General features: G+C 35.2%; 17 protein-coding genes and 1 other annotated feature. All 17 genes read left to right on the forward strand.

The features are described from left to right. Positions 1-159: EF-Tu C-terminal domain-related protein (locus CPJCM30710_RS16600; protein WP_456064422.1), on the forward strand; the 159-nt coding region annotated here is incomplete at its 5' end. A gap of 165 nt (positions 160-324) precedes the next feature. Beyond that, positions 325-474 (forward strand): 50S ribosomal protein L33, encoded by a 150-nt coding sequence (gene rpmG / locus CPJCM30710_RS16605; protein WP_212905277.1) that lies wholly within the window; start codon positions 325-327, stop codon positions 472-474. Positions 475-500: 26 nt separating this feature from the next. Continuing rightward, entirely contained in the window at positions 501-734 is a 234-nt protein-coding gene (gene secE / locus CPJCM30710_RS16610) for a preprotein translocase subunit SecE (protein ID WP_212905278.1), read from the forward strand. A gap of 36 nt (positions 735-770) precedes the next feature. Next, on the forward strand, positions 771-1,292 hold the full coding sequence (nusG, locus tag CPJCM30710_RS16615; protein ID WP_212905292.1) for a transcription termination/antitermination protein NusG: 522 nt from the start codon (positions 771-773) through the stop codon (positions 1,290-1,292). Positions 1,293-1,362: 70 nt separating this feature from the next. Beyond that, positions 1,363-1,788, forward strand: a complete 426-nt coding sequence (rplK, locus tag CPJCM30710_RS16620) for a 50S ribosomal protein L11 (protein WP_212905279.1) — start codon at positions 1,363-1,365, stop codon at positions 1,786-1,788. Between the two features lie 58 nt (positions 1,789-1,846). After that, positions 1,847-2,536, forward strand: coding sequence for a 50S ribosomal protein L1 (rplA, locus tag CPJCM30710_RS16625; protein ID WP_212905280.1), 690 nt, complete (start codon positions 1,847-1,849; stop codon positions 2,534-2,536). Positions 2,537-2,579: 43 nt separating this feature from the next. Next, positions 2,580-2,710: a sequence feature (ribosomal protein L10 leader region), on the forward strand. A gap of 36 nt (positions 2,711-2,746) precedes the next feature. Next, positions 2,747-3,250 carry a 50S ribosomal protein L10 gene (gene rplJ / locus CPJCM30710_RS16630; RefSeq protein WP_212905281.1) on the forward strand — a complete coding sequence of 168 codons (504 nt, stop codon included), beginning with the start codon at positions 2,747-2,749 and terminating at the stop codon, positions 3,248-3,250. Between the two features lie 55 nt (positions 3,251-3,305). After that, positions 3,306-3,668 carry a 50S ribosomal protein L7/L12 gene (rplL, locus tag CPJCM30710_RS16635; RefSeq protein WP_212905282.1) on the forward strand — a complete coding sequence of 121 codons (363 nt, stop codon included), beginning with the start codon at positions 3,306-3,308 and terminating at the stop codon, positions 3,666-3,668. Positions 3,669-3,961: 293 nt separating this feature from the next. Next, complete coding sequence (gene licT / locus CPJCM30710_RS16640) at positions 3,962-4,813, forward strand: BglG family transcription antiterminator LicT (protein ID WP_212905283.1); 852 nt, start codon at positions 3,962-3,964, stop codon at positions 4,811-4,813. A gap of 144 nt (positions 4,814-4,957) precedes the next feature. Further along, positions 4,958-6,976: a glucose-specific PTS transporter subunit IIBC gene (ptsG, locus tag CPJCM30710_RS16645; RefSeq protein ID WP_212905284.1), complete on the forward strand. Its 2,019-nt coding sequence runs from the start codon at positions 4,958-4,960 to the stop codon at positions 6,974-6,976. Between the two features lie 319 nt (positions 6,977-7,295). Continuing rightward, positions 7,296-10,994 carry a DNA-directed RNA polymerase subunit beta gene (gene rpoB, locus CPJCM30710_RS16650; RefSeq protein ID WP_212905285.1) on the forward strand — a complete coding sequence of 1,233 codons (3,699 nt, stop codon included), beginning with the start codon at positions 7,296-7,298 and terminating at the stop codon, positions 10,992-10,994. Positions 10,995-11,015: 21 nt separating this feature from the next. Beyond that, the gene (gene rpoC, locus CPJCM30710_RS16655) at positions 11,016-14,552 is read left to right on the forward strand and encodes a DNA-directed RNA polymerase subunit beta' (protein WP_212905286.1); all 3,537 of its coding nucleotides are present in this window, start codon (positions 11,016-11,018) and stop codon (positions 14,550-14,552) included. Between the two features lie 152 nt (positions 14,553-14,704). Continuing rightward, positions 14,705-14,941, forward strand: coding sequence for a ribosomal L7Ae/L30e/S12e/Gadd45 family protein (locus CPJCM30710_RS16660; protein ID WP_212905287.1), 237 nt, complete (start codon positions 14,705-14,707; stop codon positions 14,939-14,941). 63 nt (positions 14,942-15,004) lie between these two features. After that, positions 15,005-15,382 (forward strand): 30S ribosomal protein S12, encoded by a 378-nt coding sequence (rpsL, locus tag CPJCM30710_RS16665; protein WP_212905288.1) that lies wholly within the window; start codon positions 15,005-15,007, stop codon positions 15,380-15,382. A 152-nt stretch (positions 15,383-15,534) separates the two neighbouring features. After that, positions 15,535-16,005 (forward strand): 30S ribosomal protein S7, encoded by a 471-nt coding sequence (gene rpsG / locus CPJCM30710_RS16670; protein WP_212905289.1) that lies wholly within the window; start codon positions 15,535-15,537, stop codon positions 16,003-16,005. Positions 16,006-16,079: 74 nt separating this feature from the next. Continuing rightward, entirely contained in the window at positions 16,080-18,149 is a 2,070-nt protein-coding gene (fusA, locus tag CPJCM30710_RS16675; protein ID WP_281414002.1) for an elongation factor G, read from the forward strand. Between the two features lie 49 nt (positions 18,150-18,198). Continuing rightward, a partial coding sequence (locus tag CPJCM30710_RS16680; protein WP_212905291.1) for a GTP-binding protein occupies positions 18,199-18,681 on the forward strand: 483 nt, incomplete at its 3' end.

Consider the following 18,681-nt stretch of genomic DNA (forward strand, 5'->3'; position numbering starts at 1 on the left):
AAGTTACCAGACGGAATGGAAATGGTTATGCCAGGAGACCACATTGATATGAATGTTGAATTAATCAATCCTGTAGCAATGGATGAAGGATTAAGATTCGCTATCAGAGAAGGCGGAAGAACTGTAGGTTCAGGAGTTGTTACTACGATAGTTGAATAATTTTAATATATTGTAAGGGCTGGGTTTAATAACCTAGTCCTTTACATAGCCTTGAATTCTTGACAGAGACTAATATTTATGTTAAGTTTATTTAGTAATATGCTAAGTAACGATTAATAGTGACTATTTTTATGTCTATTATTTCAGTAACTGGAGGTGCAGAACGTGAGAGTAAAAATAACTTTAGCATGCACAGAATGCAAGCAAAGAAACTACAATTCAATGAAGAACAAGAAGAATGACCCAGATAGATTAGAAATGCAAAAGTACTGCAGATTCTGTAAAAAGCACACTGCTCATAGAGAAACAAAGTAATTTGTTTTTTTAAAGGATGTGAATATATGGCTGTAAATGGGAAAGTGAAAGGTACTGTATCTACAAAAGAAGCAGGCACAATGAAATTTTTTAGAGAGGTTAAGGCTGAAGTTAAAAGAATAACTTGGCCGTCCAAGCAGGAATTAAAGAAAGCATTTTTAGCTGTCTTAGTGTTCGCACTAATATATGTAGTATTAGTAGGCGGATTAGACTTTATTTTCAAAAACCTCTTTGATTTAATATTCAAACTCAACAAATAAAAGGGAGGTTTGGATGGAGCCATTCATCCGTTAGATATGAGTGAAAGATCTAGATGGTACGTTGTACATACATATTCTGGCTATGAAAACAAGGTTAAGGCTAACCTTGAAAAAGCTATAGAGAACAGAAATCTTCAATCCTTAATTCATGATGTTCAAGTTCCGATGGAAGAAGTTATAGAAGAAAAGGATGGAAAGCAAAAAATTTCTCTAAAGAAGAAATTTCCAGGATATGTTTTAGTAAAGATGTTAATGACAGACGACTCTTGGTATGTTGTTAGAAATACTAGAGGAGTAACTGGATTCGTAGGACCAGGATCAAAACCAGTTCCCCTTACCGATGAAGAGGTAGAATCTATGGGAGTTATGGAAATGCCTGTGGATATTGACTTGGAGGTAGGAGAGACTATTAGAATTATTTCAGGTCCAATCAAGGATTTCCTTGGTACAATACAGGAAATAAATCTTGAAAAGCATAAGGTGAAAGCCTTAGTTGATATGTTCGGCAGAGAAACTTTAGCTGAACTTGATTTCCATCAAATCGAAAAATTAGATTAAATCAGACTAACGTCTTAATTAAGTGGGAGGGCATAAGTCCGAAATTACCACAGTATAGGAGGAATAACGCATGGCTAAGAAAGTAACAGGAATGATTAAACTTCAACTTCCTGCAGGAAAGGCAACACCAGCGCCACCAGTTGGTCCTGCACTAGGTCAACATGGTGTAAACATAATGGGATTCTGTAAGGAATTCAATGCTAAAACTGCAGATAAAGCTGGATTAATAATCCCAGTTGTAATTACAGTTTATCAAGATAGATCATTCAGCTTTATATTAAAAACTCCTCCAGCTGCTGTTCTTATAAAGAAGGAGCTTGGAATTGAAAGTGGTTCAGGAGTACCAAACAGAAATAAAGTTGGTAAGATCACAATGGAACAAGTTAGAAAAATAGCAGAATTAAAGATGCCTGACTTAAATGCAGCATCAATAGAAGCAGCTATGAGCATGGTAGCAGGAACTGCTAGAAGTATGGGTGTAGTTGTTGAAGAGTAGTTTTCACTAAATCAGTGGGAGGTACTAACCGTTAATACCACAAAGGAGGCTTAAAATAATGGGAAAAAAGTATATCGAGAGTGCAAAATTAATAGATAGAAGCGCATTATATACACCAGCAGAAGCTTTAGAGCTTGCTGTTAAAACTGCAAAGGCTAAGTTCGATGAAACAGTAGAACTACATGTTAGATTAGGAGTAGACCCAAGACACGCTGACCAACAAGTTAGAGGTGCGGTAGTTCTTCCAAATGGAACAGGTAAAACTGTTAAAGTTTTAGTTTTCGCAAAGGGAGAAAAGGCTAAAGAAGCTGAAGCTGCAGGAGCAGATTTTGTTGGAGCTGATGAATTAGTAGCAAAGATCCAAAATGAAAACTGGTTCGATTATGATGTAGTTGTTGCTACACCAGATATGATGGGTGTTGTTGGTAGATTAGGTAGAGTATTAGGACCTAAGGGATTAATGCCAAACCCAAAATCAGGTACAGTTACATTTGATGTAGCTAAGGCAATAGCTGAAATAAAGGCTGGTAAGGTTGAATATAGAGTTGACAAAACTGCTATAGTTCACTGTCCAATAGGAAAGGTTTCATTTGGAGTTGAGAAGTTATCAGAAAACTTCCACGCATTAATGGAAGCTTTAATAAAGGCTAAACCAGCAGCAGCTAAAGGACAATACGTTAAATCAGTATCAGTTTCATCAACAATGGGACCTGGTGCTAAAGTTAACCCAACAAAAGTGTTAGAATAGTATTGACACACGAGGTACAGTGTGATATACTAATCTACGTTGTGAAAAGAGAATATTATTTCCGTAGACAGTAGGTGCAGGTAAGCATAACGTACAACAACCTACCGAGGGATTCCGATACAATGCTTGTAATGGGTCTTCCTGCGTCTACGGGAAGACTTTTCTTATTAATAAAGCAGTTGTAAACTGTGAGGAGGTGGACACACAGTAATGAACAAAAATAGACAAATTAAAGAAGCTAAAGTTGCTGAAATTAAGGAAAAGCTAGAAAAAGCTCAAGCGGTTATACTTGCTAGTTATCAAGGTTTAACAGTTGAAGAAGATACTGAGTTAAGAAAGAAACTAAGAGAAGCTGGTATAGAGTATAAAGTTTATAAGAATACAATGGTTACATTAGCAGCAAAAGAGTTAGGACATGAAGGAATAGTTCCATTCCTTGAAGGACCTGTTTCAATAGCATTCGGATATGAAGATGCTACAGCTCCAGCAAGAATTCTAGCTGACTTTGCTAAAACTCATAAGAAGCTTGAGTTAAAAGCAGGTATAGTTGATGGAGAGGTATTTGATCAAGACAAGGTTCAACAACTTGCATCAATACCATCAAAAGAAGTTCTTATTGCAAAACTTCTTGGAAGCTTCAAGGCTCCACTATCAAATCTTGCTTACTTATTAAATGCTATAAAAGAAAAGAACGAAGCAGAATCTGCTGAATAATCTTAAATACTAATAAATTAAACAAATTAATTGAAAATTTTCGGAGGTGCGAAACATGAATAAAGAACAAATCATTGAAGCTATAAAGAGTATGACTGTTTTAGAATTAAACGAATTAGTTAAGGCTTGTGAAGAAGAATTCGGAGTAAGCGCTGCTGCTCCAGTTGCTGCTGCAGGTGCTGCTGCACCAGCTGCTGCTGAAGAAAAGACTGAATTTGACGTAGTATTAGCTAGCGCTGGTTCAGAAAAGATTAAAGTTATAAAGGCTGTTAGAGAAATAACTGGATTAGGATTAAAGGAAGCTAAGGAAATAGTTGACGGAGCTCCTAAGACTCTTAAAGAAGCAGTTTCAAAAGAAGATGCTGAAGCTATGAAAGCTAAGCTTGCTGAAGTTGGAGCAACTGTAGAAGTAAAGTAATTTAATAGAACTTTATATAAAAAGACATCGCATATGCGATGTCTTTTTATTATGTATATAGATAAAGATTGCATTTTTAGAAAGTATAGAACGAAATTTGTAACATGAAGTAAATAAGAGTTGACAAGTATATCTGTAAATGTTAACATAATAATGTAAGGAAGATAACTAAGAGGATTGTTACTGATATGCAGGCAATACCTGGATTGATATAACTTTTTAAAAAAGGTTATTTTGGTTTAGGTGCTTTGTTATAGCTGTAAATTGGAAAACTGCAGAGGGTGAGGGAATCTATGATCATAGAGAAAATCTTAAACAACAATGTTGTTATTACAGTTGATCCTAGTACCAGAAAAGAGAAAATCCTTATGGGAAGTGGGCTGGCATTTAAAAAGAAAATTGGACAAGAAATTGATGAAGACAAAATTGAAAAGATCTTTGTTACAGGTAATCAGGATGAGAGTAATCAGTTTATTAAGCTTATAGAAGAAATTCCAATGGAGATTATTGAAATAACAGATGACATAATAAAATATGCAGAAAATAATTTAAACAGAATTTTAGATAAGCATATATATATAGCTCTTGCTGATCACATTGCCTTTGCTCTTAAAAGATTAAGCAGTAATATAATTTTGAAAAATAACTTACTTGTAGAAATAAAGAGAGTTCATAAGGAAGAATTTGATATAGCTCGATGGGCAGTGAATTTTATAAATGAACAATTAAGTGTAGAGTTGCCTATAGATGAAGCAGGATTTATTGCTTTACATATAGTTAACGCAAGCTATACCGAAAGCATTAAAGAATCATATCTTCTAACTAATGTTGTAAGAGATGTTTTAAATATTATAAGATATCATTTTTCAGTAGAATTTCTTGATGATGATTTAAATTATGATAGGTTGCTAACTCATTTGAAGTTTTTTGCAAAGAGGGTAATTTCAAACAGTCAACATCTTAGTGATAAAGATATTTTCATAGATATAGTAAAGAGTAGATATAAAGGTTCTTATGAGTGTGCAGAGAAAATTAGAAACTATATTCATAGTAAATATAAATATAATGTATCAGATGATGAATTAGTATATCTAAGTATGCATATTCAAAGGGTTATAACAGTAATTAGAGATAAAAAAAAATAACAGGTTTGTTACTGGTAATGCAGGCAAGACCTAAATTTATTGCTTAAATAGAGTGTTACTTTATTTTTTTGAGCAATAAATTTAGGTCTTTATATTTTATAAGTATTTTGAGCAAAATAATAAAAAAGAAAGGGAGACTATAAAATGAAAAAAGTTTTTGGTGTTTTACAAAGAGTTGGTAAAGCTTTAATGCTTCCAGTTGCACTACTACCAGCAGCAGGGATTTTACTTGCATTTGGTAACATGTTCAGAAATCCGGCATTTTTAAAATCAGTTCCAATGTTAAATACAGAATGGTTTCAATTAATTGCTTCTGTAATGGAGAAGTCAGGTGATATAATTTTTGGTAACTTAGCACTTCTATTTGCAGTAGGGGTTGCAGTAGGACTTGCAGAAGGTGAAGGAGTTGCAGGACTTGCAGCTATAGTTGGATTCTTAATAATGAATGTAACTATGGGAACATTTGAAGGAATAACTGCAGATATGTTAAAAGGAAATCCTATGTATGCAAGTGTACTTGGAGTTCCAACACTTCAAACAGGTGTTTTTGGTGGTATTATAATAGGTGTTGTAGCTGCAACGCTATATAAGAAATATTACAAGATTGAATTGCCATCATACTTAGGTTTCTTTGCTGGTAAGAGATTCGTTCCAATCGTTACTGCTGCATCAGCAGTTGTAATTGGTATATTAATGACATTTATATGGCCAGTAATACAAAGTGGATTATTCGCATTCTCAAGAGGAATGATAGATACAAACAGGACTTTAGCAGCGCTTATATTTGGTATCATCGAAAGATCATTAATACCATTTGGATTACATCATATATTCTATAATCCATTCTGGTATCAATTTGGAGAATATACAACTAAAGCTGGTCAACTTGTAATGGGTGACCAACAAATATTCATGGCACAGTACAAGGATGGAGTACCATTTACAGCAGGTACATTTATGACTGGTAAGTTCCCATTCATGATGTTTGGACTTCCAGCTGCAGCACTTGCAATATATCACGAAGCTAAGCCAGAAAAGAAAGTTCTTGTTGGTGGTATAATGGCTTCAGCAGCATTAACTTCATTCTTAACAGGTATTACTGAACCAATTGAATTCTCATTCTTATTTGTTGCTCCAGTGTTATTTGGTATTCACTGTTTATTTGCAGGTTTATCATTCATGACAATGCAAATATTAAATATTAAGATAGGTATGACATTCTCTGGTGGTTTAATAGACTATATACTATTTGGAGTGATTCCAAATAGAACTGCATGGTGGTTAGTAATACCGATAGGTTTAGTATTTTCAATAGTTTACTATTTTGGATTTAGATTTGTGATAAGAAAACTTGATCTAAAGACTCCAGGTAGAGAAGATGAAGAATCAGCTAATGTAAATGTTCAAGGTGATGAATTAGCAGCACAAATCCTAGAAGCTCTTGGTGGAAAAGAAAATATAAAGCATTTAGATGCTTGTATAACAAGATTAAGAGTAACTGTTAATGATGTTAAACATGTAGATTCACAACAATTAAAGAATCTTGGTGCTGCAGGTGTTATGCAGGTAGGAGAAAACATCCAAGCAATTTTTGGAGGAAAGTCTGATATAATTAAATCACAAATCAATGAAATAATGTCTGGTAAAATAGTTACAAAAAAAATAACTAATGAGACGAAAGAAGTACCTACTGGTGAAATTCAAAATGACCAAATAGTAGTTCCAATGACAGGTAAAATTGTAGAATTAACTGAGGTTCCTGATGAAGTATTTGCTTCAAAGATGATGGGGGACGGTTTTGCAATAGTACCTACAGATGGATTAGTCGTGTCACCTGTAGATGGAATTGTTGAATCTATATTCCCAACAAAACATGCTCTAACTATGAAAGCTTCAAATGGCAGAGAACTATTAATACACATAGGTATTGATACTGTTAATCTAAAAGGTGAAGGTTTTGATGTTTTAGTAAGTCAGGGTCAGAAGGTTAAAAGAGGAGAGGCTCTTGTTAAGGCGGATATAGATTATATTAAGAAGAATGCTAAATCTACAATTACACCAGTAGTATTTGCAAATCTTTCAGAAAAAGAAATCGTTGATGTTAAAGTGGGAAAAAATGTTAAGACTGGTGAAAGCAAGGTAGTTTCAATATATAAAAAGTAATTCTTCAAGACCTAGAGTTTTAGCTCTAGGTCTTTCATTTAGAAATATTTATAAACAAAACTTTTACTACGAATAAAAAATATTTGCATTATTTCTATATTTACATTATAATGTATTTTTATAATAGTTATTGACAGTGTTGAGTTGTTATGGTAACATATTTAATTGCATTGAAATATAACTTTTATAATAAAATTCTATGTAAAAGTTATGAATTAAAACATTAAAATTTGGCAAAATAATTAAATGCAGTGTATTTAGTCCAATAACACAATTCGTGTTTATTGGTTATTTTAGTTTATACAAGGGGTGAAAGTTGATGGTACATCCTGTCCAAGATGGAAAAAGAACTAGAATGAGCTTTGGAAAGGTAAAAGAAGTTGCAGACATGCCGAATCTAATTGAAGTACAATTAGATTCCTACCAATGGTTCCTAGACGAGGGTCTTCAAGAAGTGTTTGATGACATTAATCCAATAGGAAACTTTACTGGGAATCTTGTGCTTGAATTTGTTGGCTATAAGCTTGATATGTATAATATCAAGTATTCTGTTGAAGAGTGTAAAGAAAGAGACGCAACTTATGCTGCTCCTTTAAAGGTTGCAGTAAGACTTCAAAACAAAGAAACTGGTGAAATTAAAGAACAAGAAGTGTTTATGGGAGATTTCCCATTAATGACAGAACAAGGTACTTTTGTTATTAATGGGGCAGAAAGAGTTATAGTTTCACAGCTTGTTAGATCACCAGGGGTATATTACAGCTATACAGTTGATAAAAGCGGAAAGAAGCTATATGCTTCTACAGTAATACCAAACAGAGGTGCTTGGTTAGAATATGAAACTGATTCTAACGATATAATATACGTTAGAATAGATAAGACAAGAAAGCTTCCTATCACAATATTAGCTAGAGCAATGGGCTTTGGAAGTGACCAAGAGCTTGTTGATTTTTTTGGAGAAGATGAAAGATTCAAAGCCAGTATAGAGAAGGATAATACTAAGACAAAGGAAGAAGCTTTGTTAGAAATCTATAAGAGATTAAGACCAGGTGAACCACCAACTGTAGATAGTGCAGTTGCACTTATAGATTCATTATTCTTCGATGCTAAGAGATATGATCTATCAAGAGTAGGTAGATACAAGTTTAATAAAAAGCTTGCTCTTAATCTAAGAATAGCTAATCAAATAGCAGCAACTGACATAATAAATCCTGAAACTGGAGAAATATTAGTTGCCAAAGGAGAGAAAATTTCGAGACCTAAGGCTGAAGAAATTCAAGATTCAGGAATTAATTCAGTAGATATAATAGTTGATGATAAAGTCGTAAGAGTTATAGGTAATAAGTTTGTAAATATACATAAGCATATTAATTTTAATATAGACGACTTAAATATAAGGGAATTAGTACATTACCCAACGTTAATGGAAATACTTGATAATTATTCTGATGAAAAATCTATAAAGGACGCCATAAAGAAGAATATTAGCAGATTAATACCTAAGCATATTATCAGGGATGATATATTTGCAACTATAAGCTATGAGTTAGGATTAGCTCATGGAATTGGTTATGTTGACGATATAGATCACTTAGGAAATAGAAGACTTAGATCTGTTGGTGAACTTTTACAAAATCAATTCAGAATTGGTTTGTCAAGAATGGAAAGAGTAGTCAAGGAAAGAATGACTATTCAAGACCAAGAAGGATTGACTCCAGGTGGACTTATTAATATAAGACCTGTAGCAGCTGCTATTAAGGAGTTCTTCGGTAGCTCACAGCTTTCACAGTTCATGGATCAAACAAATCCGCTATCAGAATTAACTCATAAGAGAAGACTTTCAGCACTTGGACCAGGAGGTCTTTCAAGAGAAAGAGCTGGTTTTGAGGTAAGAGACGTTCACCATTCACACTATGGAAGAATGTGTCCTATAGAAACGCCAGAAGGACCAAACATTGGTCTTATCAACTCACTTGCAACTTATGCAAGAGTAAATGAATATGGATTTATTGAAACGCCATATAGAGTTGTTGATAAAGAAGCAGGAATAGTAACTAGTAGCATAAAATATGTGACCGCTGATGAAGAGGATCAATATCTAGTTGCTCAAGCAGAAGAGCCTCTTGATGACGAAGGTAGATTTATAGACAAGAGAGTAACTGTTAGAGCTAAGGAAGAAGTATTAGTTGTTGCTAGAGAGGAAGTTGATTTAGTTGACATATCTCCAAGACAGATAGTATCTGTTGCAACTGCTATGATACCATTCCTTGAGAATGATGATGCATCAAGAGCACTGATGGGTTCAAACATGCAGCGTCAAGCAGTTCCACTATTAAAGCCACAAGCTCCAATAGTAGGTACAGGTATTGAATTTAAGGCAGCAGTAGATTCAGGAGTTCTTCCAAAGGCTAAGAATGCTGGAGAGGTTGTTTATGTTGGTGCTAACGAAGTTAGAGTTAAGAGAGATTCTGACGGAGGTGTAGATACTTATAGACTACTTAAGTTCAAGAGAAGTAACCAAGGTACTTGTATAAATCAAAGACCTATCGTTTCAAAAGGTGAAAAGGTAGCAAAAAATCAAGTGCTTTCTGATGGACCATCCACAGACTTAGGAGAAATAGCATTAGGTAAGAACATAAGAATAGGATTCATTACTTGGGAAGGTTATAACTATGAAGATGCTATGCTTATCTCTGAAGAGTTAGTAAGAGAAGACGTATTTACTTCAATACACATTGAAGAATATGAGTGTGAAGCTAGAGATACTAAGTTAGGACCAGAAGAGATTACTAGAGACATACCAAATGTAAGTGAGGATGCTCTAAAAGATATAGATGAAAGAGGTATCATAAGAATAGGTGCTGAGGTTAGATCAGGAGATATCCTAGTAGGTAAGGTTACTCCAAAGGGTGAAACTGAGTTAACCGCAGAAGAAAGACTTCTTAGAGCTATTTTTGGTGAAAAAGCTAGAGAAGTTAGAGATACTTCATTAAGAGTGCCACACGGGGAAGCGGGTATCATTGTTGATGTTAAGGTATTTACTAGAGAAAATGGTGATGAACTTCCACCAGGAGTAAATGAATTAGTAAGATGTTATATAGCTCAAAAGAGAAAGATATCTGTTGGAGATAAGATGGCAGGAAGACATGGTAATAAAGGGGTTATCTCAAGAGTATTACCAGAAGAAGATATGCCATTCTTACCAGACGGAAGACCGCTTCAAATATGTTTAAATCCTTTAGGGGTTCCATCACGTATGAACATCGGTCAGGTTTTAGAAGTGCACTTAGGTTGGGCAGCTTCAAAATTAGGATGGCATGTTGCAACACCAGTATTTGATGGTGCTACAGAAAAGGATATAGAAGATTGTCTTGTTGAGGCAGGATATAATGCTAATGGTAAAACAAAGCTTAGAGATGGTAGAACTGGTGACGAGTTTGATAATGAAGTAACTGTTGGTATAATGTATATCTTAAAGCTTGCTCACTTAGTTGATGATAAGATTCACGCAAGATCAACAGGTCCATACTCACTAGTTACTCAACAACCACTTGGAGGTAAGGCTCAATTTGGTGGTCAAAGATTCGGTGAGATGGAAGTTTGGGCACTAGAAGCATATGGTGCTGCGCATACACTTCAAGAAATCTTAACTGTTAAGTCAGATGATGTTGTTGGTAGAGTTAAAACTTATGAGGCAATAGTTAAGGGTGAAAATATACCTGAGCCAGGTGTTCCAGAATCATTCAAGGTTCTAATAAAGGAATTGCAGGCTTTATGCTTAGATGTTAAGGTACTTAATGATGAAAATGAAGAAGTTAGACTTAAGGATCTTGTAGATGAGGATATGGACGAATTAGAAGTTAATATTGAAGGAACAGAAGATTATGTTCCACCAGTAGCTGATGTAGATGACAGCTATGTTGCAAGTGAAGAAGTAGAAGAAGAGATAGATTATGACAGCTTAGATTTTGATGAATTTAATACTGAATTAGAACTTGATGATTTTAATGATGAACACTAAAAGTGAAGGGAGGATATACCCTTGTTTGAATTGAACAATTTTGATGCGTTACAGATAGGATTAGCATCTCCGGGACAGATAAGAGAATGGTCTAGAGGTGAAATTAAAAAACCTGAAACAATTAACTACAGAACATTAAAGCCAGAAAGAGATGGTCTTTTCTGTGAAAGAATTTTTGGACCAATGAAGGATTGGGAATGTCACTGTGGTAAGTATAAAAGAGTTAGATATAAGGGCATAGTTTGTGATAGATGTGGAGTTGAAGTAACTAAAGCTAAGGTTAGAAGAGAGAGAATGGGGCATATTGAACTTGCTGCCCCTGTATCTCATATTTGGTACTTCAAGGGAATTCCATCAAGAATGGGTTTAATTCTTGATATGTCACCAAGAGCTTTAGAAAAGGTACTATATTTTGCTTCATATGTTGTTATTGATCCAAAGGAGACACCATTATTAAAGAAGCAATTGCTAAATGAAAAAGAATATAGAGAAGCTGCAGATAAGTACGGTGAAGAAAGCTTTGTAGCAGCAATGGGTGCAGAAGCAATAAAAGATCTTCTAGCAGAAATAGATCTTGAAAGAGGTTCAATAGAGCTTAAGGAAGATTTAAAGCAAAGTACAGGTCAAAAGAAGGTTAGAATTATAAGAAGATTAGAGGTTGTTGAATCCTTCAGAAAATCTGGAAATAAACCAGAGTGGATGATTATAGATGTTATTCCAGTTATACCACCAGATTTAAGACCTATGGTTCAGTTAGATGGTGGAAGATTTGCAACTTCAGATTTAAATGATTTATATAGAAGAGTTATAAATAGAAACAACAGACTTAAGAAATTATTGGATCTTGGAGCACCAGACATTATTGTTAGAAATGAAAAGAGAATGCTTCAGGAAGCAGTAGATGCTCTAATAGATAATGGTAGAAGAGGAAGACCAGTAACAGGTCCAGGAAATAGACCTCTTAAGTCATTATCAGATATGTTAAAAGGTAAGCAAGGTAGATTTAGACAAAACTTACTTGGTAAAAGAGTTGACTACTCAGGAAGATCAGTTATTGTTGTAGGACCAGAACTTAAAATGTATCAATGTGGTCTTCCAAAAGAAATGGCACTTGAATTATTCAAGCCATTTGTAATGAAGAAGCTTGTTGAAGATGGTGTAGCTCACAATATAAAGAGTGCTAAGAGAATGGTTGAAAGAGTAATGCCACAGGTATGGGATGTTTTAGAACAGGTAATTGCAGACCATCCAGTACTTCTAAACCGTGCTCCTACTCTACATAGACTTGGTATTCAAGCATTCCAACCTGTGCTTGTAGAAGGTAGAGCTATTAAACTTCATCCACTTGTATGTACAGCTTACAATGCTGATTTTGATGGAGACCAAATGGCAGTTCACGTTCCGCTTTCTGTTGAAGCACAAGCAGAAGCTAGATTCTTAATGCTAGCGGCTGGAAATATATTAAAACCATCAGATGGTAAGCCAGTGTGTGTTCCTACACAGGATATGGTACTTGGTTCATACTATCTAACAATGGAAAGAGATGGAGCCAAAGGTGAGGGAAAAGTTTTTTCATCAATTGAAGAAGCGTTAATGGCTTATCAGGTAAAAGCAATTGATATACATGCAAAAATAACTGTTAGAATCACAAAAGAAGTTAATGGAGAGCGTAAATCAAAACTTGTTACTACTACTATTGGTAAAGTAATATTCAATGAATCAATTCCTCAGGATTTAGGCTTCATTAACAGAAGTAACGAAGAAGAAAAATTGAACCTAGAAGTAGACTTTTTAATTACTAAGAAAACTCTAGGACAAATTATAGACAAATGCTATATGAAGCATGGACCAACAAAGACTTCTATAATGCTTGATAGAATTAAGGCATTAGGCTATCATTATTCAACAATTGGTGCCATTACAGTTGCCGCTTCAGATATGATAGTTCCACAAAAGAAATACGAACTTCTAAAAGAAACTGATGAAACAATTGATAAAATTGAAAAGATGTATAGAAGAGGATTCATATCAGAAGATGAAAGATATGAAAGAGTTATCGATAAGTGGACTAAGACTACAGAAGAAGTAGCAGATGCCTTAATGGAGAGTCTTGATAGATTTAACCCAATATTCATGATGGCTGACTCAGGAGCGAGAGGTTCTAAGTCTCAGATTAAGCAGCTTGCTGGTATGAGAGGTCTTATGGCAAATCCATCAGGTAAGATTATAGAGTTACCAATCAGAGCGTCCTTTAGAGAAGGTCTAGACGTTCTTGAGTACTTTATTTCTACACATGGTGCTAGAAAGGGTAATGCCGATACAGCACTAAAGACAGCAGACTCAGGGTACCTAACAAGAAGACTTGTTGACGTTAGCCAGGATGTTATCGTAAGGCAAGAGGATTGTGGAACAGTTGAGGGTATTAATGTATTAGAAATAAAAGATGGTAGTGAAACTATTGAACCATTGAAGGAAAGAATTATTGGAAGATACTGTGCAGAAGATATTAATAATCCAGAAACAGGCGAAGTTATCATACCTGCCCAAACATATATAGAAGATGATATGGCAGATAAGGTTATAGCAGCTGGCGTGAAGAAAGTTAAAATTAGATCAGTATTCACATGTAAATCCAAAATAGGTGTATGTGCTAAGTGTTATGGTATGAACATGGCAACAGCTCAAAAAATCAATATTGGTGAGGCTGTTGGTATTGTAGCAGCTCAAAGTATAGGTGAGCCAGGAACACAGCTTACAATGAGAACATTCCATACAGGTGGAGTTGCCGGTGCAGATATCACTCAAGGTCTTCCAAGAGTTGAGGAGCTATTTGAAGCTAGAAAACCAAAAGGATTAGCTATTGTCAGTGAAGTTTCTGGTACTGTTAGAATAGAAGAAACTAAAAAGAAGAGAACTGTTGTAGTAACAGCTGGAACTGGTGAAGAATACAGTTATGATATACCTTTCGGTTCAAGACTTAGGGTTAGTGAAGGTGATTTTGTTGAAGCAGGAGATGAAATTACTGAAGGTTCAGTAAACCCACATGATATTATGGGTATTAAGGGCGTGGATGGCGCAAGAGAATACTTATTATCTGAAGTTCAAAAGGTTTATAGACTTCAGGGTGTTGATATTAATGATAAGCACTTAGAAGTTGTTGTAAGACAAATGACTAGAAAGGTTAAGATAACTGAATCTGGGGATACTGATTTATTACCAGGAACTATGATAGATATATTTGACTTCCAGGAAGAGAATGCCAGAGTTGAAGCTTTTGGTGGAGAAATTGCTAAGGGAGAACAAGTTCTTCTTGGTATAACAAAAGCAGCTTTAGCAACAGATAGTTTCTTATCAGCTGCATCATTCCAAGAAACAACAAGAGTTTTAACAGATGCGGCAATTAAAGGTAAAGTTGATCCACTTCTTGGATTAAAAGAAAATGTAATTATTGGTAAGTTAATTCCAGCAGGTACTGGAATGTTAAGATACAGATCAGTAAAATTAAATACAGAGAGCAATTTAGCACAAAAAGAGAGTGCCAATGCTCTTGTGGAATAGAAAATTAATTTTATTGACAGTAAATATGTAAGATGATAAAATACATTTTGTGTGATTTAGCATAGTACTAAGTGATTAACTTGTCTAACATGATAGCATGGAGGCAAAGCAGTCCTTTGCCTCGGTGTTACTGTTTATTAGGGAGGTATTTCATGGTAGACAGACTTTTGGGAAAAAAAGTTATAGGTATAAAGCAGTGTAAAAAGACCATTAAGAATGGTAAAGGCATTATATTATATATAGCTAAAGATGCTGATGAAAAGTTAGTTAATCCATTAGTGGAGTTGGCTAGAGAACATGATGTTGAAGTAAAGTATGTAAATACAATGAAGGAATTAGGTCGTATGTGTGGAATAGAGGTTGGTTCAGCTGCTACACTTGTGATTTAATAATTTTGCTAACATCTTATTTATGTTATAGATTGCTTCAAAAATTTTTAGGAGGTGAAAGTAATGCCAACAATTAGCCAATTAGTAAGAAAAGGCAGAAAGACAATAGTAACAAAATCAACTGCACCAGCACTTAAAGAGTGTCCGCAAAAAAGAGGGGTTTGTACAGTAGTTAAAACTACTACTCCAAAGAAGCCTAACTCAGCGTTAAGAAAGATTGCCAGAGTTAGACTTACAAATGGATACGAAGTGTCAGCTTACATCCCAGGGGTAGGCCACAACTTACAAGAGCATAGTGTTGTTCTTATAAGAGGAGGAAGAGTAAAAGACCTTCCAGGTGTTAGATACCACATTGTAAGAGGAGCTTTAGACTCAGCTGGAGTAGCAAACAGAATGCAGTCAAGATCAAAGTACGGTGCTAAGAAACCAAAGCAAAAATAGTTTTTGCAGCTACTTAATTAGTGCTATGTCTTCAGCGGTTACATAGATTTATACATATAAGTTTATAGATATTGCAGAAGTCAAAGCGCTTTGCGGCAAGATTAATGCCGAGTACCGATGACTTAAATTATCATGTTAAGGAGGGAAGAAAAGTGCCAAGAAAAGGACATATTGCAAAAAGAGATGTATTACCAGATCCAGTTTACAATTCAAAGGTTGTAACTAAGTTTATAAACAACATAATGGAAGATGGTAAAAAGGGAGTAGCACAAAAAGTATGCTACGATGCTTTTGAAATCATAGCACAAAAGACTGGCAAGGAAGCACTTGAAGTTTTTGAAGCAGCTATGAACAATGTTATGCCATTACTAGAAGTAAAGGCTAGAAGAATAGGTGGAGCTAACTATCAAGTTCCAATCGAAGTTAGACCAGAAAGAAGACAGACTCTAGGTATCAGATGGATACTTGCAGCTGTTAATAACAGAGGTGAAAAGTACGCTAGAGAAAGATTAGCAGCAGAACTTATGGATGCAGCTAACAATACTGGAGCCGCTGTTAAGAAGAGAGAAGATACTCATAGAATGGCTGAAGCTAATAAAGCATTCGCTCATTACAGATACTAATACCAAAACTGTTTTGGCTTATGCCAAAACAGTTTTGTCAAATTAAAAAATACTATCCGAGAGGAGGAAAAAAAGTGGCAAAGAGAGAGTTTCCGTTAGAAATGTTTCGTAATATTGGAATAATGGCTCACATTGATGCAGGTAAAACTACAACAACTGAGCGTATATTATTCTACACTGGTAAGACTCACAAGATAGGTGAAGTACATGAAGGTCAAGCTACAATGGACTGGATGGTACAAGAGCAAGAAAGAGGTATAACAATTACTTCTGCTGCAACTTTCTGTCAATGGAAAGGTCATGCGATAAATATAATAGATACACCAGGACACGTAGACTTTACAGTTGAAGTTGAAAGATCATTAAGATGTTTAGATGGTGCTGTAACTGTTTTAGACGCTAAAAGCGGTGTTGAGCCACAAACTGAAACAGTTTGGAGACAAGCGGATAAATATGGTGTTCCAAGAATAGTGTACGTTAACAAGATGGATGCTACTGGAGCAGATTTCTATGCTTGCGTAAACTCAATGAGAGAAAGATTAAAAGCTAACGCAGTTGCTATACAAATTCCAATAGGTCAAGAGGATCAATTCCAAGGTATGGTAGACTTAGTAAGAAACATTGCTATACTACACAAGAATGACCTAGGAACTGAAATAGTTGAAAGAGAAATCCCAGCTGAATTAAAGGACCAAGCGGAAGAATATAGATCAGCTATGGTTGAAGCAATAGCTGAAACTGATGAAGAACTTATGATGAAGTATCTTGAAGGTGAAGAAATCACTGAAGAAGAACTTAAAGTTGCAATCAGAAAAGCTACAATTAATAATCTAATGATTCCTGTAATATGTGGTTCATCATACAAGAATAAGGGTGTTCAAGAAATGATAGATTCAGTAGTTGAATACTTACCATCACCACTTGACATTCCAGCAATTAAAGGAACTCATCCAGAAACAGGAGAAGAGTTAGAAAGACCAGCAAGTGATGATGCTCCGATGGCAGCATTAGCATTTAAGATTGCTACTGATCCATTCGTTGGAAGACTTGCTTTCACAAGAGTATACTCAGGAGTTATGGAAAGTGGTACATACGTTCTTAACTCAACAAAGGGTAAAAAGGAAAGAATAGGTAGACTTGTTAAGATGCATGCTAACAGCAGACAAGAAGTTTCAGAACTTAGAGCTGGTGACCTTGGCGCTGTAGTTGGATTAAAGGATACAACAACTGGAGATACTATATGTACTGATGCAGATCCGGTAATCTTAGAAAGCATGGATTTCCCAGAACCAGTTATAAATGTAGCTATAGAGCCAAAGACAAAGGCTGGCCAAGAAAAGATGGGTATCGCTTTAGCAAAACTTGCTGAAGAAGATCCAACTTTCAGAACTTGGACTGATCAAGAAACTGGTCAAACAATTATAGCGGGTATGGGAGAACTTCACCTTGAAATTATCGTTGATAGACTTCAAAGAGAATTTAAGGTTGAGTGTAACGTAGGTGCTCCTCAAGTTGCTTACAAAGAAACTATTAGAAAAGCTGTTAAGGCTGAAGGTAAGTTTGTAAGACAATCAGGTGGTAGAGGACAATTTGGTCACTGCTGGATTGAAATGATACCACATGAAGGTGAATATACATTTGAAAATGCTATAGTTGGAGGATCTATTCCAAGAGAATATATTCCTGCTGTAGATAATGGTATAAGAGAAGCTTCAGACAGTGGGGTTATAGCTGGATATCCAGTTCTAAACTTCAAGGTTAGACTTTTCGATGGATCATACCATGATGTAGACTCATCAGAAATGGCGTTCAAGATCGCTGGTTCAATGGCATTCAAGAATGCGATGGCAAAAGCAGATCCAGTATTACTTGAGCCAGCAATGAAGGTTGAAGTTACTGTTCCAGAAGAATACATGGGAGACGTAATGGGTGACCTTAACTCAAGAAGAGGTAGAATCGAAGGTATGGAAGCAAAACATGGTGCTCAAGTTATAAGAGCATTTGTTCCACTATCAGAGATGTTTGGTTATGCAACTACATTAAGATCAAGAACTCAAGGTAGAGGAGTTTACTCAATGGTATTCGATCATTATGAAGAAATGCCAAAGAGCATCCAAGAACAAATTGTAGGAAAGAAATCTTAATTATAATATAATTTCTTTATATATTTTTAATTATAAGGAGGAAATAACAATGGCAAAGGCTAAATTTGAAAGAAATAAACCACACGTTAATATCGGAACAATAGGTCACGTAGACCACGGTAAGACAACATTAACAGCAGCTATTACATCAGTATTAGCAAACAAAGGGTATGCAGAAGCATTCAAGTATGACGAAATAGATAAGGCACCAGAAGAAAAGGAAAGAGGAATCACAATCAACACTGCACACGTTGAGTACCAAACAGACAACAGACACTACGCTCACGTTGACTGTCCAGGACATGCTGACTATGTTAAGAACATGATCACTGGAGCTGCTCAAATGGATGGAGCAATCCTAGTTTGTTCAGCAGCAGATGGTCCAATGCCACAAACAAGAGAACATATACTTCTTGCATCAAGAGTTGGTGTTGACTATATCGTAGTATTCTTAAACAAAGCAGATATGGTTGATGATGAAGAATTATTAGAATTAGTTGAAATGGAAGTTAGAGAATTATTAAGCGAATAC

It is taken from the genome of Clostridium polyendosporum (assembly GCF_018332455.1).
GTDB lineage: Bacteria > Bacillota > Clostridia > Clostridiales > Clostridiaceae > Clostridium_AY > Clostridium_AY polyendosporum.